22 protein-coding genes are annotated in these 22,824 nt (G+C 49.5%); 17 read left to right on the forward strand and 5 right to left on the reverse strand.

Annotated elements, in window-relative coordinates:
* The first annotated feature begins 201 nt into the window (after positions 1–201).
* From IB222_RS24310 to IB222_RS24375, 14 genes are all read left to right on the forward strand, one after another.
* Positions 202–1,260 carry an ATP-grasp domain-containing protein gene (locus tag IB222_RS24310; RefSeq protein WP_015062980.1) on the forward strand — a complete coding sequence of 353 codons (1,059 nt, stop codon included), beginning with the start codon at positions 202–204 and terminating at the stop codon, positions 1,258–1,260.
* Between the two features lie 9 nt (positions 1,261–1,269).
* Complete coding sequence (locus IB222_RS24315) at positions 1,270–2,412, forward strand: phosphoribosyltransferase domain-containing protein (RefSeq protein WP_032610455.1); 1,143 nt, start codon at positions 1,270–1,272, stop codon at positions 2,410–2,412.
* On the forward strand, positions 2,405–3,178 hold the full coding sequence (locus IB222_RS24320; protein ID WP_032610456.1) for a hypothetical protein: 774 nt from the start codon (positions 2,405–2,407) through the stop codon (positions 3,176–3,178). The genes IB222_RS24315 and IB222_RS24320 overlap by 8 nt, the downstream gene beginning before the upstream one ends.
* A 1-nt stretch (position 3,179) precedes the next feature.
* Complete coding sequence (locus IB222_RS24325; protein ID WP_032610457.1) at positions 3,180–4,259, forward strand: cysteine protease StiP family protein; 1,080 nt, start codon at positions 3,180–3,182, stop codon at positions 4,257–4,259.
* A complete protein-coding gene (locus tag IB222_RS24330) occupies positions 4,259–5,215 on the forward strand; it encodes an HpcH/HpaI aldolase/citrate lyase family protein (RefSeq protein WP_032610458.1) in 957 nt (318 codons plus the stop codon). The genes IB222_RS24325 and IB222_RS24330 overlap by 1 nt, the downstream gene beginning before the upstream one ends.
* A gap of 10 nt (positions 5,216–5,225) precedes the next feature.
* A complete protein-coding gene (locus IB222_RS24335) occupies positions 5,226–6,434 on the forward strand; it encodes a DUF4236 domain-containing protein (protein ID WP_000506888.1) in 1,209 nt (402 codons plus the stop codon).
* A 17-nt stretch (positions 6,435–6,451) separates the two neighbouring features.
* A complete protein-coding gene (gene terW / locus IB222_RS24340; protein ID WP_001176767.1) occupies positions 6,452–6,919 on the forward strand; it encodes a tellurium resistance protein TerW in 468 nt (155 codons plus the stop codon).
* Between the two features lie 463 nt (positions 6,920–7,382).
* Entirely contained in the window at positions 7,383–8,021 is a 639-nt protein-coding gene (locus IB222_RS24345; RefSeq protein ID WP_001388628.1) for a VWA domain-containing protein, read from the forward strand.
* Between the two features lie 22 nt (positions 8,022–8,043).
* Positions 8,044–8,685 (forward strand): TerD family protein, encoded by a 642-nt coding sequence (locus IB222_RS24350; protein WP_032610462.1) that lies wholly within the window; start codon positions 8,044–8,046, stop codon positions 8,683–8,685.
* A complete protein-coding gene (locus IB222_RS24355; protein ID WP_015062986.1) occupies positions 8,685–9,323 on the forward strand; it encodes a VWA domain-containing protein in 639 nt (212 codons plus the stop codon). The genes IB222_RS24350 and IB222_RS24355 overlap by 1 nt, the downstream gene beginning before the upstream one ends.
* 88 nt (positions 9,324–9,411) lie before the next feature.
* A complete protein-coding gene (locus tag IB222_RS24360; RefSeq protein ID WP_015062987.1) occupies positions 9,412–10,452 on the forward strand; it encodes a TerY-C metal binding domain-containing protein in 1,041 nt (346 codons plus the stop codon).
* Positions 10,452–12,089: a PP2C family serine/threonine-protein phosphatase gene (locus tag IB222_RS24365; protein WP_015062988.1), complete on the forward strand. Its 1,638-nt coding sequence runs from the start codon at positions 10,452–10,454 to the stop codon at positions 12,087–12,089. The genes IB222_RS24360 and IB222_RS24365 overlap by 1 nt, the downstream gene beginning before the upstream one ends.
* 25 nt (positions 12,090–12,114) lie before the next feature.
* Positions 12,115–13,614, forward strand: a complete 1,500-nt coding sequence (locus tag IB222_RS24370; protein WP_032610464.1) for a lipopolysaccharide kinase InaA family protein — start codon at positions 12,115–12,117, stop codon at positions 13,612–13,614.
* A 198-nt stretch (positions 13,615–13,812) separates the two neighbouring features.
* On the forward strand, positions 13,813–13,866 hold the full coding sequence (locus tag IB222_RS24375; RefSeq protein WP_223203177.1) for a DUF4113 domain-containing protein: 54 nt from the start codon (positions 13,813–13,815) through the stop codon (positions 13,864–13,866).
* Between the two features lie 51 nt (positions 13,867–13,917).
* On the opposite strand, the gene IB222_RS24380 is transcribed toward IB222_RS24375, so the two are convergent.
* Entirely contained in the window at positions 13,918–14,727 is an 810-nt protein-coding gene (locus IB222_RS24380; protein ID WP_015062990.1) for a DsbA family protein, read from the reverse strand.
* A 369-nt stretch (positions 14,728–15,096) separates the two neighbouring features.
* Here IB222_RS24380 and IB222_RS24385 point away from each other — a divergent pair, with 369 nt between their 5' ends.
* The gene (locus IB222_RS24385) at positions 15,097–15,444 is read left to right on the forward strand and encodes a hypothetical protein (protein ID WP_223203176.1); all 348 of its coding nucleotides are present in this window, start codon (positions 15,097–15,099) and stop codon (positions 15,442–15,444) included.
* A 58-nt stretch (positions 15,445–15,502) separates the two neighbouring features.
* On the opposite strand, the gene IB222_RS24390 is transcribed toward IB222_RS24385, so the two are convergent.
* Genes IB222_RS24390 through IB222_RS24400 form a run of 3 tightly spaced genes read right to left on the reverse strand, consistent with a single transcriptional unit; the run spans position 15,503 to position 17,127 of the window.
* Positions 15,503–15,925, reverse strand: a complete 423-nt coding sequence (locus IB222_RS24390; protein WP_015062992.1) for a hypothetical protein — start codon at positions 15,923–15,925, stop codon at positions 15,503–15,505.
* Positions 15,926–15,959: 34 nt separating this feature from the next.
* Entirely contained in the window at positions 15,960–16,352 is a 393-nt protein-coding gene (locus IB222_RS24395) for a hypothetical protein (protein ID WP_032610466.1), read from the reverse strand.
* Between the two features lie 25 nt (positions 16,353–16,377).
* Positions 16,378–17,127, reverse strand: a complete 750-nt coding sequence (locus IB222_RS24400) for a thioredoxin fold domain-containing protein (RefSeq protein ID WP_040113318.1) — start codon at positions 17,125–17,127, stop codon at positions 16,378–16,380.
* A gap of 147 nt (positions 17,128–17,274) precedes the next feature.
* On the opposite strand from IB222_RS24400, the gene IB222_RS24405 reads away from it, so the two are divergent.
* Together IB222_RS24405 and IB222_RS24410 are read left to right on the forward strand one after the other, a co-directional pair.
* Positions 17,275–17,790 (forward strand): lytic transglycosylase domain-containing protein, encoded by a 516-nt coding sequence (locus tag IB222_RS24405; protein WP_032610469.1) that lies wholly within the window; start codon positions 17,275–17,277, stop codon positions 17,788–17,790.
* A gap of 99 nt (positions 17,791–17,889) precedes the next feature.
* Entirely contained in the window at positions 17,890–18,456 is a 567-nt protein-coding gene (locus IB222_RS24410; protein ID WP_015062996.1) for an HAD domain-containing protein, read from the forward strand.
* Positions 18,457–18,827: 371 nt separating this feature from the next.
* On the opposite strand, the gene IB222_RS24415 is transcribed toward IB222_RS24410, so the two are convergent.
* Positions 18,828–22,817 (reverse strand): conjugal transfer protein TraG N-terminal domain-containing protein, encoded by a 3,990-nt coding sequence (locus IB222_RS24415; RefSeq protein ID WP_015062997.1) that lies wholly within the window; start codon positions 22,815–22,817, stop codon positions 18,828–18,830.
* Between the last annotated feature and the right edge of the window lie 7 nt (positions 22,818–22,824).

The raw sequence follows: 22,824 nt of genomic DNA on the forward strand, positions 1-22,824 counted from the left end.
CACAAAATGAAATCCTTTTTAGGATGTCCTTATCTCTAGACTTGTATTAAATATCAATACTTTAACAGGGCACACAAAAACACTGGCACACTCCATAACCTCAGGAGTTATTAATCATATTATGATTGACATGTTGCGTAGACACTCATAGACTCACTTCTCAATCATAAATTTGCATGGCGTTCCGGATAATTAAAAAAAATGAACAAAAAAATTTGGTTTATGGAAGGTTTGTCCTCCCAGCGAGATATTATTCAGGGGGTAAAATCATTTGCACAAAAAAATAATTTTGCCATTACCGTTTTTGCCTCCCACCGTAACGAAAGAAATGAAATCCTTTCCGTTGCCGATTATTCTTTGACTGAACCTGAAGATCCTCAAAAACGTCTCCAGTTTATTCAGGAAACCATTCAGACCTACGGCATCCACCATATTCATACTGGCCGTAACAGCCAGTGGTTTGAAGAACACCGTTCAGCCATTGAATCGACCGGTGCCACCCTTACTACCGGTGCAACGGGCGTCGACTGGTTAACTCTGGCTGACGAAAAAGTTACTTTTGCTCAGTTTATGGAGCAAAAGGGTCTCCCGGTCGTACCATCCTGGCGGGTGAATACGCTGGCAGAATTAAAGACACACCTCGCGGCCCCGCCGTTCACTGACAGCCCGGTATGCGTGAAGCCGGTGACGGGTATCTATGGCATGGGATTCTGGCGCTTTGATGACAGTGCTTCGCCTATGGCCGTCTTTAATCATCCCGAACATCGTCTGGTCAGTCCGCAACAGTATATTGCAGCAGCATCAGCTGCTGAGTCGTTTAAACCCCTTGTTTTGATGCCGTACCTGCCAGGCCCGGAATTTTCCGTCGATATCCTCGCGGATAAGGGCGAAATACTCGCAGCCGTGGGACGCCGTAAGGAAGGGGCTATCCAGTATCTGGTAAACGAAGGAAGCGCCTGGGAACTGGCGTGTGACTGCGCCCGTGTTATGAAGGCCGACGGGCTGGTGAATGTTCAGACGCGAAACGATGTGAATGGCAACCCGGTGCTGCTTGAAACCAACATGCGTCCGTCAGGGGGGGTGGGTTATACCCTTCACAGCGGGGTGAACCTTCCTGGGTTATTTGCTGCCTTTAAGCTCGGTCTGATGTCTGAAGATATGGTGCGCCAGAGCGCTAAAAACACCTTTTCTCCGGTTGCGGTGAGATCCATTACGGATGTAATTGCATACCCGGAATCACTCTCTAACCTTCTGAATTAAGGCGTATTTATGTCTGACATCCTCGAAGATATGATTTATCGCCGTACCCTCTCATGCGGTACGATTCAGGTAACCCGCGACCAGGGTGAAGTTTCGCTCGATGACCTGTTTGATATCGCTGAAAGACGTAACCCGAAACGCGCCTTTCTGTTTGTCAGCAAAGTACTCGGCAGACACATTCCCGTGCCACCCTCAGTCATGCGGCAGGCCTATAGACAGCTTGCCAGCCAGTTCCCCGCAACGCTGACAGGGCCCGTACTCTTTATCGGTATGGCTGAAACCGCCGTTGGGCTTGGGGCCGGTGTGTTTGATGAAGTGCGCCACCAGCATCGTGAATCTGTATATCTGACCTCTACCCGTCACCCGGTTGATGGCACGTTGCTTTGCGAGTTCAAGGAAGAACACAGCCACGCCACTGATCATCTGATCTATCTGCCAGATGATGAAGAGAAAAGACGTCGTGTTACCAACGCGCGAACGCTGGTTTTGATTGATGACGAGGCAACCACCGGTAATACCTTTATTAACCTGCTTTCTGCCCTGCGTAATACCGGCAAGCTTCAACATATTGAACAGGTTATCGCCGTTACGCTTACCGACTGGAGTGGCAAAGCCTTGTCCGAGCGCAGCACCTTACCCGTCACTTCTGTTTCTCTTGTAAGCGGTCAGTGGGGATGGACCACATTACCAGATGCACCGGTCCCGGACATGCCGAAAGTCAACGTAACTTCACGCGGAGAATGGGACATCCAGGGGAAACAGTCATGGGGTCGACTGGGGATGCTCGCACCTGCGGCCGATCTCGGCCATGAGGTTTCCGTCCGCAAAGGGGAGCGTGTTCTGGTTCTCGGGACAGGGGAATTCGTCTGGGAGCCGTTCCTGCTTGCAGAACGGCTCGAAGCTGCCGGGGCAAAGGCATTTTACGGTTCGACCACCCGCTCCCCTATCGCCGTTGGTTATGCCATTGAGTCCGCCATTTCCTTTACGGATAACTACGGGCTGGGCATCCCCAATTTTGTCTATAACGTCGCCCACCAGCAGTTTGACCGCATTCTTGTGTGTACTGAGACACCCGCAGAAAGTATTGACGCGCAGCTTCTTAAGGCGCTGGCTGAGGTTGCGCCCGTCGTGGAGATTGTTACCTATGAATAAACCCGTTGTTCTGAGCGACCTTGACGACACGCTCTTTCAGACCCGTCGTAAAATGGTAGACGAGCTGGCCCTGGAGCCATTTCGTACCGGTGCCGTTGATCGCACCCTGAATCCACGAAGTTTTATGACAGAAGAACAGTCCATGCTGGTGGACTGGCTCCTTGAGCAGGCTGAACTCATTCCTGTTACCGCTCGGGGAACTGAAGAAATCAGCCGCGTCAGGATCCCTTTCCGCTCCTGGGCAATCACCACGCATGGGGCCGTCATTCTAACGCCAGAGGGAACGCCCGACGAGGAATGGAAGGCCCTTATGCTCGACCAGTTAGCGCCCTACCAGGAAAGGTTAGAGTCTATGCAACGTCTGATCACTGAAATGATGGACGCAAAGGGGATCAAGGCCTGGGCAAGGCTTAACTATGAATATGATGAAACTCCGGTTTATATGGTGATGAAACACCGGGACAGCACACGCCTCGATGAGCTCACTGCTATTGCTGATGAAATTGAAAAGGTGTTCTCAACGGAAGGTTTCTACATCCATCGAAACAGTAATAACGTAGCCTGGCTCCCCACGCCGGTTGAGAAGGGGCGAGCTGTCAGTTGGCTGCTCGAAAAGCTTCGCGCTGAGCGCGGGGTTTTCCCCGTAATAGGTCTGGGTGACAGCCTGAGCGATCACCGTTTTATGAAACTGTGCAGCTGGTTTGGCATTCCGCGACAGAGTCAGTTTGCAGAGGCCATTTCACAGCGAATTTTTGGAGAAGAATAAAATGCAGCCACATGAAACATTCGCTGGCTCATACCAGCCCGGTGACGTGGAGTTTCTGCTAAAGCCGGTAGTCATTGAGATGACGCCGGTTGAGCAAAAAGAAGAGCTGATTCAGTCCGGAAAGAAACATTATTCGGACATGCTCAGCCAGGAGCCAGCACCCACACAATGGCATCTTGATTTGTTTCACCGGGCGCTGGATCGGGGGGCAGACCGGCTTGCAAAAGAAGTCACGCAGCTCGCTATTGCTCTGGTCGAACGCTTCGGTGATGAGCCCATCGTTCTGGCCAGTCTTGTCAGGGCAGGTGTGCCCCTCGGCGTTATGCTGCACCAGACCCTGCGTGATATGGGGAAAACCTCATGGCATTACGGCATCAGTATCATCCGGGATCGCGGAATTGACAGTACAGCACTTGACGTCATTGAAGAGCGACACGGTACCAGCGGTATTGTGTTTGTTGACGGATGGACAGGTAAAGGTGCAATTACCGGAGAGCTTGTACGCGCACTGAAAGATCGCCCGGGCTATCCTGAGCAGCCGCGACTGGTTGTCCTGGCGGATCCCTGTGGCTGCTCCTGGCTTGCTGCCAGTGATGATGACTGGCTCATTCCTTTTGGCATCATGGGTGCGCCGGTATCAGGCCTGATCTCCCGGTCAGTATGGTCCTCTGAAGGATTACATGGGTGCATGGTTTGCGAGCATCTCAGTGAATTCGAATGCAGCCGGATGCTTGTCGATACCGTCGCTCATTTCCGTAAGAAGTTAACACCGACATCCCTCGCTCCCCTGAGCTGGAATACGGAGTCAGCCCGGATCTTATGGCAGACAAGTCGCGACGTTATCGCGTTCCTGGCCGATGAATTTAAAGTGGACAGCGTCAATCGTATTAAACCCGGTATTGCTGAAGCAACCCGGGCTGTATTGCGTCGGGTACCGGACCATATATTTGTGCGTTCTATTGACGACCCGGACGTTGCCTTGCTTGTAGGGCTTGCTCGTGAAAAGGGAATAGTTGTTACAGAAATGGGGGGAACCCTCGGCCAGTATCGGGCTGTAACCATTATCAAGAAGGTACTCTGATGAAAAATCGTCTTTCTCCCTGGAATCTGGGAGCCACGCTATACATGCCTGCAACACGGGAAGATATTGCTGATGCCGTCCTGCATGGGAAAATCCCGGGTTTGCGCTCTCTGGTAATTTGCCTTGAGGATGCTGTCAGTGAAGCAGACATCCCCATCGCCCTCATAAATCTGGAGCACCTGCTGCACGAGCTCAGTAACAGCATGCGTAGCCTGGGTAAAAATGACTGGCCTCTGGTGTTCATTCGCCCCCGGCATGCCGACATGGGCAGATGGTTAAAAGCGCATTATGATCTTTCCGCTGTCGACGGGTTTGTGTTGCCGAAATTTACCCTCAGTTCGTTAGCTGAATGGTGGGATATCATGGGCGGGACTCACCTGTGCATGATGCCAACGCTGGAAACAGAAGACGTCTTTGACGTGGCTCAGATGCGGGAGCTGGCCACCCGTCTGGTGGAACATCCCTGCCACGACCGCATTATTGCGCTTCGAATCGGCGGCAACGATCTTATGAACGTTGTGTCGCTTCGCCGTCCCCGGGACCTGACGCTGTATGACAGCCCGATGGGCTACGTCATCAAAATGCTCGTTTCGGTCTTCGGCCCGCGTGATTTTGCCCTGACCGCGCCCGTATGTGAGCATATTGACGATCATGCCGTAATGGCCAGAGAGCTGGCTCTTGATATGGCACATGGGCTTGTTGGGAAAACGGCCATTCACCCGGGTCAGATAGAGGTCATTCAAAACGCGCTGATGGTCACTCAGGGTGAGCATTCTGACGCTCTGCGGATCCTGAACTCTACCCAGGCCGTGTTTAAGTCGCAGGGAGCAATGTGTGAACCCGCCACACATCGCCGCTGGGCGGCTGGCATTCTGGACAGAGCTCGTTTTTATGGGTTACAGAACGAGCAAAGCGCTGATGGAATCAGATTACTTACCGTGACCCAGCATCATTAAGGAAATCATAATGGGGTTCAGGTTCAGAAAGTCGATCAACATTATTCCTGGTGTTCGCCTCAACCTGAGTAACGGTGCACCGAGCCTGAGTGTCGGGCCGAGAGGTGCTTCCGTTTCTTTTGGAAGCCGGGGGACCTATGCCAATCTGGGCTTGCCCGGTACCGGGCTGAGTTACCGTACCCGGCTTGACCGGGCCGCGCGTTCCGGAGGTGGGAACCGGACGGCTACCGACCCGGGGCTCAGACAGGCGCTTGAGCAGGAAGCCGCTGATCTCATGTCAGCGGTGACCGCAATCCGTAATATTCACGAGCTGACGCCGGATCCTAAAACAGGCATCAGCTGGGCAGAGCTGGAAGCAGTATACCTGCATAACAGAACGTCGCCTTTTCAGGTTCCGGCACCGGTGCGTCCAGAAAAGCCAGACTATCTTGCATTGCCGGAAAAGCCTGCCGAGAGCGAAGGCATTAGTTTTCTGGGTAAATGGTTTGAATCGGAATCAGCTAAAGCTGAGCGCCACGCCGAAAATCTTCGCCGGTGGCAGCAGGAGCTGATTGATGTGGAGCGTGAGAATACCCTTCGACAGCACCGGTACCAGCAACAACGGACGGCCTGGGCCGAACAGTATGCAAACTGGAAGTTTGAGGCTGAAGAACATGAAAAACGGCTCGCCACGGCTCAGGCAGATGCCCGGCAGCAGTTCCGGACAGACGCCGCGTTTTTCGAATCATACCTGGCGGGTGTGCTGGCAGAAACTGAATGGCCGCGTGAAACGCTTGTTGCATTTGAAGTAAAGCCGGAGCTATCAGCAGTCCTGCTGGATGTTGATTTAGCTGAGATTGAAGATTTCCCTGATAAGATTTACGGCGTTAATGCCCGGGGCACGGAGCTGACGGAAAAAGCCATGACGCAAAAAGCCGTACGCGAAAACTATGCCCGCCACGTCCATGGCTGCTTGTTCCGCCTGGTCGGTATCGTTTTACATACGCTACCGTTCGACAACGTGATTGTGTCAGGCTTTACGCAACGGGTCAGTAAGCGGACCGGCTATCTGGAGGATGAGTATATCCTGTCCTGCAAATGCAGTCGCAGCCAGATGTCGTCAGTAAATTTTGCAGGCTTAGAACACATTGATCCGGTTGAAGCGTTAGGCGATCAACCGGTTATTCGAAAGATGAGCAGTACCTTCATTTTTCAGCCTATTGAACCACTAACCCTTTAAGCAGGCTAAATCTTACGATGCAATTAAATACCAGACAGGCCCGGATTTTTAAGCTTGCCAACTTACTGGGCACCGGCAAGCCCGTTTCCGCTGCCGACATTATAACCAGTCTGGAATGCTCAGAGCCGACATTAACCCGGGCACTCAAAGAGCTACGCGAGTCATATTCTGCGGAGATCAAATACAGCAAGGCAGGTCATTCATACCATCTCGTTAATCCGGGCCAGCTGGATAAAAAGACCCTTCGCCGGATGAATGAAGCGCTCGCACAGAATGCTGAACTGAAAACCGGTGAGTCCACAGGGAAGGTCGTACTCGATAAGGATAAAAAAACAGCCGTGTCATTATCGCTACGCATGCGGATTTTAAGAAAAATTGACCGTCTGGCTGCGCTGAGTGGCTCGACCCGAAGTGAAGCGGTAGAGAAGCTGGCTCTGCACTCCGTTGATGAACTGATAAAAGAATACAGCGCTAAAAAGTCCTGACGCTAAATCTCAGACCGGGGTGAAAACCCCGGTTTTGTCATATTTCACCTCTGTATCTGCGTGACGGAGTTTTGATCTATTCTCCTCCCGCAATGTCAGCAGCGCCTTTCTGCCTACAAAACCTGGTGTCTTGACATCCTCTTGTGCTACACATCAATCTTTGGGCGATTTACACTCCATTCATGCAGATCTGTGATGTATGATGATTTTCATACATAAGAAAGTTTATTTTTGCCGGAGTTTTTTTCAGAAATCTTATATTCCAGTACGGTCTGAATTTTTTTCTCTGATAAGAGGCCATTCACATGTCGGTAATTCAATGGTGGTTAACTTATTTCTTTAATGCCGCTTCTGAGTATTTAATCTCCACCCGACAGATGTCGTGCCGTTTTATCAAATCTACAAACTCTGGCCTCTTCCTGAAACTACTCTCCTCTTCCGATCTCTTAAGAAGGAATTACATTTGAGACGCTTACCCGTATATCTGCTACTCGACACGTCCGGCTCTATGCACGGAGAGCCTATCGAAGCGGTTAAGAATGGCGTTCAGACGCTGCTTACCACGCTGAAACAGGATCCGTATGCACTCGAAACGGCTTACGTGTCAGTGATCACCTTTGATTCTTCAGCCCGACAGGCAGTCCCCCTGACAGACCTCCTGAGTTTCCAGATGCCAGCACTAACAGCCAGCGGCACCACGTCTCTTGGCGAAGCGCTTACCCTGACGGCCAGCTCCATTGCCAAAGAAGTACAGAAAACGACGGCTGACACTAAAGGTGACTGGCGTCCCCTAGTATTCCTGATGACGGATGGAAGTCCGAATGATGACTGGCGTAAAGGCCTGAATGACTTTAAAGCCGCCAGAACCGGCGTTGTTGTGGCATGTGCAGCCGGGCATGATGCCGATACCAGCGTCCTCAAAGAAATCACTGAAATCGTGGTTCAGCTCGATACAGCTGACAGTTCGACGATTAAAGCTTTCTTTAAATGGGTCAGTGCGAGCATTTCGGTAGGCAGTCAGAAAGTGGAGTCCAGCAAAAAAGAAGTGATCGGTCTTGAAGACCTGCCACCGCCGCCGCCAGAAGTAAATGTGGTCTTATAATTTTATTAATTAAGGGGATGTCATGTCTGTCAGTCTGAGCAAAGGCCAGGGCGTAAGCCTGAAAAAAAATGAATACGATCTCTCGTCCGTTACTATCGGCCTGGGTTGGGATATTAATGAGGAAAAGAAAGGTTTCCTCGGCGGGATCTTTGGTAAAAAAGAAGAAGAATACGACCTTGATGTGATCGCTTTCCTGTGTAATTCAGCCGGAAAGGTGACCGATCTCGGCAATGTGGAAAATGGTAAACCAACGCTTGTGAATGGCGATATCATCTTTTTCAACAGCCTTCGCCATAAGTCAGGCAATATCTGGCTGACAGGCGATAACCGAACCGGAGCCGGTGACGGTGACGATGAGCAAATTATTGTGCGCCTGAATTCCCTTGACGCTCAGTACGAGAAAATTGTGTTCATCGTTCAGATCTACAATGGTGAAAAGCTCCAGCAGCACTTTGGTAAAGTTCAGAATGCCTTCATCCGGGCAGTAGATGCCCGTAATATTGAAATGGCACGATTCGATCTTTCTGGCGGACCCGCCTTTGCCAGCCAGCGCTCCATGGTCTTTGCCGAGCTGATACGCGAACCTACAGGCTGGAAACTCAAGGCAATTGGTGAGCCTTCAGAATCAGATTCGTTTGTCTCACACCTGAGGAATTACATCTGATGCGTCGCCTGCCTGTTTACCTTGTTATCGACACCTCCGGTTCAATGCGCGGTGAGTCCATCCATTCCGTTAACGTTGGAATTCAGGCGATGCTAAACGCACTCCGCCAGGATCCATACGCCCTCGAAAGTGTCCATGTCTCCATTATCACCTATGACAATGAGGCGCGTGAGTTTATTCCTCTCACGCCGCTGGAAGACTTCCAGTTTTCTGACATCGTTGTGCCAAGCGCTGGCGGGACGTTCACCGGCGCTGCCCTTGAATGTCTGATGCAGTGTGTAGACCGGGATGTGCGTCGCTCAGATGGTGATACAAAAGGAGACTGGCGTCCCCTGGTATTCCTGATGACTGATGGTACGCCTTCTGATGCCATGGCGTACGGTGAAGCGGTAAAAGCTATTCGTGGCCGGGGATTTGGCTCCATCATTGCCTGTGCGGTAGGTCCTAAAGCAGGCCACGAGCATTTAAAACAGCTCACTGATAAGGTTGTGTCTCTGGAGACTCTCGACTCAACCGCTTTTGCAGGTTTCTTTAAATGGGTTTCGGCCAGCGTTTCTTCCGGTAGCACAAGCGCGGGGATCAATGCCGGAACAGATACCCTCCCACCTCCTCCACCAGAAATACAGCTGGTGCTCTGACAGACAGGAAGGTGCTGCTTTACCCGGCAAACGCCTTCCTTTACAGAACCGTTTTCTGCTGACTGTTACCAGCCGTACGAGGGATATTATGAGACGCCTTCCCGTTTTTTTTGTTCTGGACTGTTCAGAGTCCATGATCGGTGAAAACCTGAAAAAAATGACTGATGGTCTGCAAATGATCGTCGGAGATTTAAGAAAAGATCCACACGCACTGGAAACGGCCTGGGTCTCGGTAATCGCATTTGCCGGAATAGCCCGCACGATTGTACCTCTGCACGAAATTGCCTCGTTCTACCCTCCCCGCCTTCCCGTTGGCGGCGGCACGAGCCTTGGGGCTGCATTGCGTGAGTTGACCGTGCAAATTGATACTCAGGTAAGAAAAACCACTCATGAGACTAAAGGCGACTGGAAACCCGTAGTGTATCTCCTTACCGACGGACGTCCGACTGACGACACAACCTTAGAAGTGAAACGCTGGAAAAATAACTACGCGAGTAAGGTGAATCTCATTGCCGTTGGCCTGGGACCGTCAGCGGACCTGAATATCCTGCGGCAGCTGACAGAAAATGTCATGCTATTCACAGAGTCACAGGAAGGCGACTTTACCCGCTTCATCAAATGGATCACGGCCTCGGTTACTGCTCACAGCCGCAGTGTCGGGGACGAAAAACAACCGGAGCTCAGCCAGACTGAATACATAGTTCGCCTGTCCAAAGACGAGTATGTAAAAGCGTACGACGAAAACTGCGTTACGCTCACCGGGCGTTGCAGCAAGACTCGTCGACCGTACCTGATGAAATATGAACGGCCACCAGCAAGGGTTTCCGGGCTCGATTTCAACCTGAACCTGAACAACTTTAATATTGCCGGATGCTATCCCATTGATGAGGACTATTTTGCGTGGTCAGATGCCACCGCTACCGATTTGCAGGTAAACACAAGCGAACTGCATGGTGTACCGGGTTGCCCCCACTGTGGTAATGCCAGTGCGTTTGCCATGTGCTCATGCGGGAAGTTGCTCTGCATTGATGGCCCCGATGACGTGATCTGCCCATGGTGTGAAAAAGGTCTTTCATTCAGCAATGATGGCGGAAACACTAACTTCGACGTAAACAGAGGGAGAGGTTGATGTCGCAAAATACGTCACTTGAAGAAAAGATTATCCGCTTAGTTCTGTCTGAGCTCAGCCACACCGCAGAAGGTGAGCGGCTTTCCCTTCCATCCCAGGATCCTGCCCTGTCTGCCGAGGTTATGCAGCTTATAAAGCGGATTGAGAACCTTGCAAAAGGTACCTCTGCACTGGTTAACGAAGGTGAGAACGAATCAGTGACTGCCCTCCCGCCTGCTCCAGGCCTTGCCGAAAAGCAACAGCCGGTCGGGACTGATGAGGATATGCAGGGAAACCACGCTATTGACAAAAAAGAGACGCAAACAGCCACAGTCAACGAAACCAGCCCTACATTGTGGAAATTGATGCCTTTTTACGAACTTCAGAAACCAGGAAAAAATGAAACTGAAAACCAGCCGTCTCCGATACTAAAACCTGGGCAGGTACCGGAAAGCCAGCATCGGACCGGGTCAGCAGTGCAATGTGTAATGCCCCCGACAGCGAGAATAACCATACCCAACGCCCGCGCAGGCGAACGTTTCTCTTCGCCGGTTGCCATCATACTGGATGAGGGTGGACGGGCGACGATAAGAGACGTTGTCTTTCCCCGGGACATTGGCTTGTCGTATAAAAAAGAACAAGGGTTGCTCACTGGCATACCCACTGAAATTGGCGATATTGAGCTTTCAGTACTGTGGTCATACACTTCGCACGACGAATGCGAAACAAAGTTACTTTTTGTAGTAAACCCGGATCCGAGAAGCCTGTGGAAGGTAATAGAACCACCAGCAGACGCTCCCTACCCTAAGGCCCATCTGGACTCTGCTGGCCTGGTCAGAGATAACATATGTATTGCTGCCGCCAGTCGCCGGGGCCGCTCTCATGAGCATGCCGGGAGCTTCAGAGATGATGACTTCTATATCAACCACTGCCAGGAAACAGGATGGTCTGTCATGCTGGTCGCAGACGGGGCCGGTAGTGCAGTAAATTCCAGAGAGGGATCGCGAATTGCAGTCATGACGGCTGGCGATTACCTTTTCAATCAGCTCAGTGGAGTGAAAGGCGTCCGTTTAAAAGAGCATATCACGACTTGGGAAGGGAGCGATCAGCAGGCAACCATAAACGCCATGCTTCATCATTTTAAACAGGCAGCTACGCTCGCGGTCAACAGCATCCAGAACGAAGCCATTTGTGCAGAACAACCTGTGAAATCCTATTCAACAACCCTTCTTGCAACTGTAGCACTGCGAACTGAAAACGAGCTGTTTGCAGCTGCTTTCTGGCTTGGCGATGGTGCGATAGGTGCATACAGTCCTTCAGGTAAAGTCAGGATACTTGGAAATCCCGATAGCGGAGAATACGCAGGACAAACCCGCTTCCTTGACCAGAGCATTATCGCAGACCCATCATTTACTGGTCGCATCAGCGTGGGCAAATGGAATGACGTATCTCACTTGATCCTTATGACCGACGGCGTATCAGACCCTCTGTTTGAGACTGATAACGGGCTTCGCAGTGACGAAAAATGGACCCGTCTCATTAATGAGATCTCCCCTATCCTCGCAGACGCCAGTATTGCGTCTGAGGGGTTAGGCGACTGGTTAAACTTTTTCTCCACTGGGAACCATGATGACCGCACTATTGCGGTGTTGTGGTAAGGGATACGCTTTTTCGGTGATCAATATGGCAAATATCGTTACGTGTAAAACAAAGAACGGCGAAACAGTCCAGTATGTTGACGAGGTGATTGGTTCAGGCTCGATGAAGGATGTTTACTTTTCGCCTGATAAATCTTACGTCGTCGCTTTTTATCAAAAACCGCAGAATGAGCAGGCCCGGGATCGTATTGATATGATCACCGGCCGCTACAGGCAAAACATTTTTGGACAATCCGGTGGCGAATACTGGAAGGATCTGTTTTGTTGGCCGACCCACGTTGTTGAGCATGGGAATAAAATCGGTATCGTGGTTCCAACCTACCAGAACCATTTTTTCTTTAAATATGGTTCCAAAAACGATGATTTTCTGGATATTAAAGGCCGGGAGAAAGAAGGCAAATGGTTTGCCAGCGCCAGCAACCAGAATAAATTCCTCGATCCGCGTGAACGAGGCAATACGCTTACCTATCTCAAAGTCTGTCTGCTGCTGACAAGAGCCGTCAGAAGGATGCATGCAGCTGGCCTCTGTCACAGCGATCTCAGCTATAAAAACGTGCTGATTGATCCAGAAATGGGCCATGCCTGCATCATTGACGTAGACGGCCTAGTCGTTCCTGGAAAGTATCCTCCCGATGTGGTGGGCACTCCGGATTTTATCGCTCCGGAGGTGGTGAAAACCAGCCATCTTTCCAAAGAAGATCCGAACCGCGTACTGCCAAGCATTACTACTGACCGCCATGCACTGTCGGTGCTTATCTACATGTACCTGTTTTTCCGTCATCCGCTACGTGGCGGAAAAATACATGACATGTCGGATGAAGTGCGTGATGAAACCTTATCAATGGGTGAGAAAGCGCTCTTCATTGAACATCCGACAGACAAAAGTAATGCAGTCAAAATCAGTCAGTTATCCTCCTTTTCACTTCCCTGGGCTGACCCGGGTAAAATTCCTTACACCATCATGGGTCCCTACCTGACGTCATTGTTTGATCGAGCCTTCATCGATGGCTTACATGATGCCACAAAACGCCCTACCGCCGATGAGTGGGAAAGTGCCTTGGTTAAGACCGTTGACCTGATACAGCCCTGCCAAAACACGAAATGTGAACAGAAGTGGTACGTTTTCTCGGGTAAGACAAAGCCGGTCTGTCCTTACTGCGGTACGCCGTATAAAGGTAAGTTGCCAGTGCTTAATTTTTATTCTTCTCGTAAAGAAGGCAGCTATCGTCCTGACGATCACCGGTTGATGGTCTGGAGCGGGCAGTCTATCTATGCGTGGCATGTGAATCGTCTTATCGCGCCAAATGAACGTACAACGGATGCACAAAGGAAACGGGTTGGTTATTTTGTTTACCATAACGATCAATGGTGGTTGGTAAATGAAGGCATATCAGGACTAATGTCATTACCGGATAAGCGGCAGATTATGGTTGGGGAAAAAATAGAACTGAAGAATAACGCTCAATTTGTTTTGTCAAAAGAGGAAGGTGGCAGGCTGGTAGTCGTTCAATTAGTAGAAAACTAACAAATATCTCTTACCAGATTTTAGCTGTTACGGCATTGAGCCACTCATCGCGACTAATTCGATGAGCGGCCCGCCAAACGAGGCTGTGAAGCGCTTATGAAGGCGATGGATCGGTTTAACAAAGAGCTGCGTAGCTCTCTGTTCCTGCTTGGGGAAGGGATTCAGCAGGATTTCAGGGGGTAGCAGACCATACTGTCAATGTCGCCACGGTATACCACTCGCTGGAATGAGCTACTTGTCGTAAAAGCCTGACATCCATGCCAGTGTTACCCGGCATGGTCAGTTCTGGCATGAAAAGCTACTTTAACCACCACGGGCCTTCTGGATTGCGTATTTCAGGGTAGCTTCGTCGACAGCCCCCGGGATGAATGATGTCGTTGCAGCATCGGGTTTTTGCATGTTCATGATAATGAACCCTGGCGTTCCGCTGATCCCGAGAGCTTCCCCCAGTTGCATATTTCCGGAAATGACATTCTCATAGCGACTTTTTTCTCGATCGCTGAATGAGCTGTTGAACCCGGATTTATTCACCACCATGTCTAAATCACTGAGCGTAAACCCTCGCTGGTTGTTGAAGAATACATACGCGCTGGTCATCAGGTTGTTGTGGTACTTACGATACGCTTCAGCGCCAAATGCCTGGTACACATGCAGGCCTGTCGCCGCCCCCATCGCAGAAACGGGTTTCGAACCAGCGAAGATTGGAAATTCTTTAAAGAAGAATTTAACATCGCTGCTCTGGCTCAACACGGATTCAACGACCGGCGCTACCTTCATACAGAAATGGCACTGGTAGTCGAAAAACTCGATGACGGCGACGGCCGCATTATCCGGTCCAATGTTGGGAGTCTCTTTGGTCTCGAAGAGAGCCGGTGCGTAAGGGATGATCCGCTCAAGGGAGGCGTTGGTATTTTGGTTTTCAAGAGCCTTACCCGCTTCAAGCAGATACTGAGGATTTTTTACCAGATAGGTAGCCGCTACCTTTCCTACTTCATCGTTACTGGGGAGCTCAGTTTTAAAATATTTCGACGTGATATACACAGAGCCAGCCGTCGCAATCAACACAGAAATTAAAACAGACGCTACGGGTTTTAAATAATTTAATTTAGTCATAGCCACCTTTACGAATTCAACTTGTTAGTTATCAACCTGTGTTCGATTATACTGTCACAGCACATCGGAATTATTCGTTAAAGAACCCTTTTTGGAGGAATTAGAATGTTACGGCATTTATTCTTACTGACCGCCACAACGTTCTTATGTGGGTGCAGCTATCATTTCGGGAATGATGTTGATGCTTACGATTTAATGTCACGCCCGGTAGGCAACAAGAAATTTGAAATTGTAGCGCCTGATGACAGTATACAATCGCGCATGTTTGCAGCCCGGTTTGCGAGTGGATTAACGGGGATAGGGTTTAATATTTCCAACCATCTGCCCGACTATATTCTCAGATTCAGTTACAGTAAGACCCAGGAAAATATGCAATACAGTGAACAGCTGGTGACGGGCATAACCGGATATGTCGTCGAGAAGAAGACAACGAAAAAAGATAAACACGGGCAGACTCAGACGGACTATGACTATAAACCCGTCAGCGGGATCGTGGGGTCAGAGACGATATCACAGAGGCATTTCTGGCGCCGCCTTGATGTGGAAGTCTACCCTGCGGGGAAAGGGGCACAACAGGTTCTTAAAGTCAGTATGCAGAGCAATGCGCCAATCCCATCGGACAGCATTGCGTATTCCGCAATGATCGACGCTCTGGCCGGGAAACTGGATGCCCCGCTACGCTCCGGAAACTATGTCGCATCGGTTCCCTGGAACTAATGACCAGCACCGCAACGCCCAACCGCAAAGTGACTTTTCTCACCTGCATGCCGCACCTTTACCGGCCTCCTCTGTTGAAATCATAGAGCCGGTAAAGATCACCGATCGTCATTGCATCCACTTTGGACACGAACAAATACTCAAACTGCGCTTTCTGAATATCTGACACTGACGCATCGTCCAGCACCTCCTGGTAAAATCGAGCACTGATGCATCTCTCCGGATGCATGAACTGGTACCGACTCTGGAGAACCACCATTAGTAAAAACAGAATCAGCAGAACGAGAAGTAATATTTGGTTGGAGAGCTCCAGTCCCAGCGACACACCGATGGTTGCCAGGAAACAGAGAGTCCATCCGACCAGGGCAAAAGGAGCCTTTTGGATCTTTTGTTGGTAATAACGGAAGATCACCGGATCATTTAAATACCGCTTATCCGGTAATCCCGTTGCCCGGGTGACAATGCTGAGCCAGAGCGACATTTTCTAACCCCCAAATCGCGGATATACGGCGCTCTCAGGCCATACGTTCATAAAAGGCAACCAATGGCTGGGTGATGGGGTTTTGTACAAGCTCGGGGCGAATGGCTTTCAGCTGCCTTACCGGCGCTAGCTCATCCGTCGGCTTCACGATTCCATTGCCCGGACCTTTCCGGGTACTGTCGGTGTTCACCTTTAGCCTGTCATTATTCAGATACGATTCAACCCGCTTAGACATAGCGTCGCTGGGGGATGATGCGTCATTAAGTTTTTTTAAAACCGCGTCTTTATCCGTCTGAGCCGCAGAGACCAGCAGTTCACTGCTGGCCTCAATGTCTGCGTTGCAGGACCCGAACTGGCATTGGGCCGCAAAGACGGGTTGAGTGCCAACCGCCACGAGCATTAACGTTGTCAGTATTACAGATTTCATAATCACCTCTTGCAGTCGTGAAAAGTCACTTTTGTGCGGTGCCCATGCGGGTCACCAGATTTTCCGGGCTCAACCAGCCGGTGAACAACTGAGGTTTACCCGACAGCGTTACCATGGTTGGCGTACCCTGAAGCGGAATAGTTGAAGCAACCTGGAAATGCGATTTGATAATATCGAGGCAGGCCGCGTCAGGCCGTCCTTCCGGAATGATTGATATCGAGCTCATTGCAGCATCCAGCGCATCATTAGGTTTGGCCGCACACCAGATTTTTGCCATATTCCCCGCGACCACGGAGTTCAGGCCTGCACGCGGAAAAGCGAGGAATTTTATTGAGATCCCGGCATCGAGATAGGATTGAAGATCATGATGTAGTTTCTGGCAATACCCGCAGGTTATATCAGTAAACACCGCCAGGCGATATTTTTCATTCGCCGACTTATATTCTATGGATTTTGTTTTAGCAGCAAACTCCCTGACGCCTTTCAGTATCGCCTGTTCCGTTGTATTCTCCACATCTTTGCCGTTAACATGAAACAAGCTCCCGGTAAAAATGTAATCACCATCTTTGCTGACGTAACTCACGCCTTCTCTTGAAATCACGGTATAAATATCTTTTACTGGGGATGGTTCAATATGCTCGATGGACAGCCCAACTTCTTTTAATTTCTTCAGTGCTGCATCAGGAAGCACGTCAGTTTTCACTGTCTGGGCATTCATGCTAAAGGCCGTACAAGATGCCAGTAATAAGAATGATGCCTTGATAGTCTTATTCATTTCAGCTCCTTTAATGGAGCATTAATACTATCATGCGAAAAAATCCTCCAAATTCGCTTAAGGGACAAAATTCCCTCCCTATAGTAAAAATTTTTAGCCCGCGATGTGGGAGAATATCCAGTATGTAATTCCAGTGGAGATTATCTCGTGTTTATACCACCAGCAGATGATGTGAAACCTATTCCCGTTCCTGTTGAAGTCTACACACAGTGCATTACCGATGCCTCCCGCTTTTTCGGGATTGATGCAGAATTGGTCTTTACGCTTTTTGATAATGAAGGCGGAAAAGTGGGAACGTTCAGCCGGAATAAAAATGGCACTTATGATATTGGACCTATGCAGATCAATTCGTCCAATCTGCCGGAAATACGTGGCCACTTTCCGTCTGTTACCTGGCGGGTATTGGCCTATGACGCCTGTGCCAGTTTCTGGGTAGGTACCTGGTGGCTTTACCGGAAAATTGTAGACCGAAATGGTAATGTATTTGAAGGGATTGCCGATTACAACAGCAAAACCCCTAAGGTCCGGGCGAGGTATATCTTTAACTTCATGGTCAAATACAATCGCCGGATTCAGGGCCGGAATGGCATGGACGAGTTATATCAGTGGACGCAACCAAAGACCCAGTACAACGGACATATTGTAAAAAATGTTCCGGAGTAAATTACCCCCCTACTCTCCAATTTATTGTTTAGTTGTTTTACGTGGCTGTGAACAATTCATCACTGAGCGAGTGAAACTGTCCCGTGAAAGAGGTTAGGTATGCTCCAATCAATATACGAATTCCTGTGCAAGATACGCTGTTCTCCACAGAAGCTTAGAAATAAAGACTTGGACGGGATCTTGCCTCAGGATGAATCAACAGCTGGCTTATGGGGACCTCTGCCATTAATCCATATTGTTCTTTTCCTGGATTTTGATGGTGTAATCCACAAATGTCAGAATGAATCTTTCGAACGGATGTATTTGATTGAGAAGTTACTTGATGCAAGTCCTTCAATGTTCATCGTTATATCAAGTTCATGGAGAGAATGCGGGAGTATTACCTACCTAAAGTCACTTTTCCGCTCGCCGTACAGAGACCGGGTAATTGGCGCAACCCCATCCCTGTGTCTACCCTCGGGGGGAATAGGGGTACGTGCAGCTGAATGTGAAGAATTCGTGGCCAGGCACCAGGTAAAAGCCTTTATCTGCCTTGATGACGATACGACCCTGTTTCCGCCAGAATATCCGCACCTGATCCGTACGGATTATTACACGGGGGTTAAAGAAAAGGACATAACGGATCTGATAGCCAGATATAACCTACTGATGGCCCGTTTTTATTAAAAAAGTAACTTTTCCACACACTCCGTCAAAAAAAACCATGATTCGCCATCTACCAAAAACACTGCATCAGTCGATCAGAAAAGTAACTTTTTCCTCAACTTTAATTTAGGCCAGTAAGCATTCACGTTTCTTAGGGTGGCGAGTGAACTGGATTTGGAAAGAGAATTTGAATCGTGATTAAGATAGTATCCTGTTTGACCATTGTTTTAAAACTGAACAAACCTTATCCAATGCTCAGTTAGCCGGTGTACTTTTCTCAGATTCGTGGTTTACCTTGAATAGCACTGCCGTGAATAGTTATTTTCCCCGGATGCAGGCATAAAAAAGCCGTGCCCAAAAAGAGCACGGCTTTTATCAGTCAGTATTCACTCCTACTTCTTATTATCATTCAGCCAGTTTTCAGCTCTCTCTATTCTCGACTGATACGGTTCGTTTGTATTGTTAAGGTCTGACTTCATAAAGTTAACGAACGCATCTGCTTTATCCGACCCGAAGCGTGGATCATCGGTCAGTTGCTGACGAATCGCACGCTCTGAGTTTTGTGATGCACTCTCATACGTCTTGATCCCATCACTTCCCATATCCTTATAACGGCTGGTCACCGCGCTCAGACCATCTGACATTTGCAGGTGGTTGCCAACCTTGCCCAATAACGAACTCGGCATATTTACCGGATTCGTTGCATCGTTTGCCAAAGATGCGGGCGTAGTCAGGACCCCAATACCTGAGAGCATGTCGTTTACGGGTTTTGCTCCGATAACGTCAAGCCCTCTGGCAACACTCTCCTGGCCCGATAAAAGCGTACTGCCAATCACACTACGTTCTGTATTGGACTCAATTTTATTACCAGCAAGGGTATCAATCGTGGTTTGGGTTCGTTGGCCAACGATCCCGCCGCCAGAGCCGCCTTCACCAAGATTCGCCCTTATTGCTGAATCAAGAGAGCCTGAAGCCTTGTTGTGCATGTTGAAACCTTCATGGATACTCTGGAGATCATTCATCCCCCAGCTAACGTTGTAGTGACCCAGCTCGGTGAGGAGGCTTTGAGTATCCGCTTTCAGTTGTTCTTTCTCAGCGCCGGTTGCCATTGTACTGGCCCCATAGGTAAACACGGCTTGTGCGGCCAGCTCCGCCCGTTTGTCATCCGGCTTTTTGGTTGGGTCATTTGCAACCCTGTCAAAATAATTCGGGAGGTTGTTTGATATCCCGCGTATCTGGCTATCTCCGTACATAGAATTCAGTTTTTCGCTGGTATTACCCATGCCTGAAGTAGCATGCTTGCCGCCTATACCAGTTTGAAGCTGGTCGAAAGTTTGGTTGGCGTTCTTAACGTCCTGCCCAGCCCCCTGAATTCTTCCCACGGTCTCATTAGTCACTACAGGGGTATTCTTATCCAACGACGAGAGAACACTTTGGTTTTCTTCGCTATAGGAGTTAGCTACATTACCTTTATGAATGCCCTGAATATCTTCTTTACTGACCGAGCCCACATTGTACGGCGTAACACCTGATTCGGTTTGTCCGCCAATATGTTGATTAGCATTCTGCTGGTTCTGTGCCAATCCAGCTTTCGCCTGAGCATCCAGACCTTGCCCTACGTCAGCAACACGATCGGCACTCATTACGCCGGAGGTATCTACATGGTCTGGTGTGCGCTCCTGCGCCTGTGCAATGGTATTAATACCCGATGCATCACCAGTGATTCGGTCAAGTTGATTGGTAATTGGCAGCATCTGTTGAGCGTTACCGCCGAAGTCAGCAACCAGCCCTTTAAGCAGGCTGGAGGTCTCACGCAGATCCTGCTTATTGCTCTCAGCCGTTTCACCCCTGGCAGTATCAATCGCAATTTTTTGCTCACTAAAGTCGCGTGTCGTTGCCACCAGCGCATCAGTTCGCTGGAGTTGTGATCCCAACTGAGTGCTGGCCTTAAATGTGTCATTGTAAGAATTGAATTTATCCATAAACGCATTCTCATCAAGACCATTTTTCCGTGCAAAATTACGCACATCATCATCGCTGAAGTTTTTATTACGAATAGAATCGGAGAATCTGTCTAGGTTGACAGACTGTCTTGAGTCGAGTGTCATGCCGGTATTAGCGCTGGCGTTCGTTGAAAGTGACGTCGACAGATTTTCGGCCATTGTCTGTGTTGCCTGGTTCATTTTTGATGCAGCTTCTTTGAATGCATTGGTCTGTGCAAACTGATCACTGTTTACCTGAGAAGCCGCTTTACTCATTTGTTCAGAAAGTCCTGAGTTTTCTGACAATTGAGTCGTAATAGCTTTATTCAAATCAGTTAAGAGGCTATCACTGCCTGAATTCGATTTTGAGATCCCTGAACCAACGGTACCCGATGCTTTCAGACCTAGTGAATCCATCACTTTCTGACCTATGCCCCCAGCCCCCCCTTTTCCAAGTTTTTCCTCGCCACCAAGTCCCAAACTTCCATTGAGGAGAAGGTTTGACACCACACCAGCTAATTGCTGCGAATTAATTCCGTGCTTCGCCCCTACGCTATTAGCGACGTTTGCACCGGCCTGGTCTGTATATGATTTCAAGTTTTGCAGATTCGAGGAAAATTGCTGGCCCGATTGCCCCGAACGACCAACTTCACTCATCTGATTGTAGGCCTGCTGGAATGAATTACTTGCTGCACTCATGACTGATGAGGTCATTGCCGCCCCTTGTCCCTGGCTTGACGCGATACTTGAACCTGCATTCCACGTACCGAGTCGGAAGTTACTGGAGTCCATGGCCCCGCCACCGCTGAACCCCTGCCCGGTGCTTGTCAGTGCTGTACGATTAACATCCCCAAATGATGATTTTCCGCTATTTGGCGCATCCCACACTTTCGGCGTGAGGTGGCTGGAGTCCACAGGTGCGGGTGGCGTAACTCCTTTCATCGCATTCATCATTGGATGAATGGATTGCGTCATCAGGAACAGCGTCAGGACTGGGATAAGAGCATAGAGCGCTGATGCAACTGATAAGTAAGAACTATATGTTTCGGCAAGCCCTGGTAAGCCCATCCAAGTCACCGCGTTACTCTGACTATTCAGTGTGCTCCATGTATCAAGATCCGCTGTTGCCACCTTCTTCACGTAGGCATTGACCATCACCGCAGTAATCGGCCACATATTAACGAAGAGAATCAACTGAAGATATTTTGCCGCTGCGGCAACACCGTTTCCGCCGAGTGCAAGCAGCATGAGCAATGCAAACGGAGCAACCATGTACGCAAACATTTCAAGAAACGCAATTGCCGCACCAGATAATTGCAGCCAGAGCTGCCCCTGAGATGCCATGGTATTCGTACGTTTTAATGATGCCTCAAACAGTTGCATATCCGAGGCCAGACCAAGTGGGGTTTTGTATTTACTGGCACCATTACGTAGCTCATTCATGATGAACAAAGAAAGCGTCGCGTCATAAGCGCCAATCGCCTTGCCATACATGCCGTTCGCCGACGCCATTACATCCGTGAAGCTCGATCCGGATGCGGCACCGCCCGCCTCTTCTGGGGTAAGAATACCGTTTGTTTGCCCAATCAAAGCAATCGTCTGTCGAGCCTCCGGGGTGCTCGTTACCTGTTTAACGGTCGACCAGACCTCTTCACAAGTCGCTGACTTTGAACTATTCACACCCACGATGTTAGCAGATGCGTTCTTCAGCGAACCTTTCATCGCCTGATTAATGCGTTCCATGCTTTCCGCGACATTTGAAGAGAAAATATCGTTAAAAATGGTTTCTTTCCCAGCGATTTTCGCGCTTGAGTTTTGTGTTCCCTTGAGGCAGTTATAGGCCAGTGATTGCACTGTCGCACACACGTTCATCGCACCTAATCCGCTAACTGGTTCGGGGAACGCTGAACAATACCCCTGGCTGTCCCCGCCCCATTGTAAGAATTTAACGAAGCGAATCATCGGGCCAAGAGTAATGTCATCATCAAGCGTGGTTGCGGCAAAGTCGATCGGCGCCAGCGGATCAAACGCCGTTTTATAGTCTTTGAGTAGGCCCTGGCTAAGGTTAGTGGTTACAGTTCCCATCGCCGCGATAAAAACAGGAATACCATCGACATTTCTCACTTCACCAGACTTAACCGATTCAATAGTCACATCCACGCGTACTATTGCCATCGAAAAAAGAATCAGCCCAAGAATCCATGAAAATATCGGCACCTCTGCTTTTGTCGGGTTCAACAGCCAAAGCCATGTTTTATAAAACAGGCTGGCTCCAGCCAGCACCGCTGCCGTGGTGAGAAATGCTTTTACACCGGTATATTGTGAGAAAATCAGGGCAATCCCGTTAAGGGCGGACCACACGAACTCGATATCACCTACTGTATAGATGTTGTAATCCATATCAGAC

Origin of the sequence: Citrobacter sp. C13 (genome assembly GCF_014596815.2) — a bacterium.
Lineage (GTDB): Bacteria > Pseudomonadota > Gammaproteobacteria > Enterobacterales > Enterobacteriaceae > Citrobacter > Citrobacter portucalensis.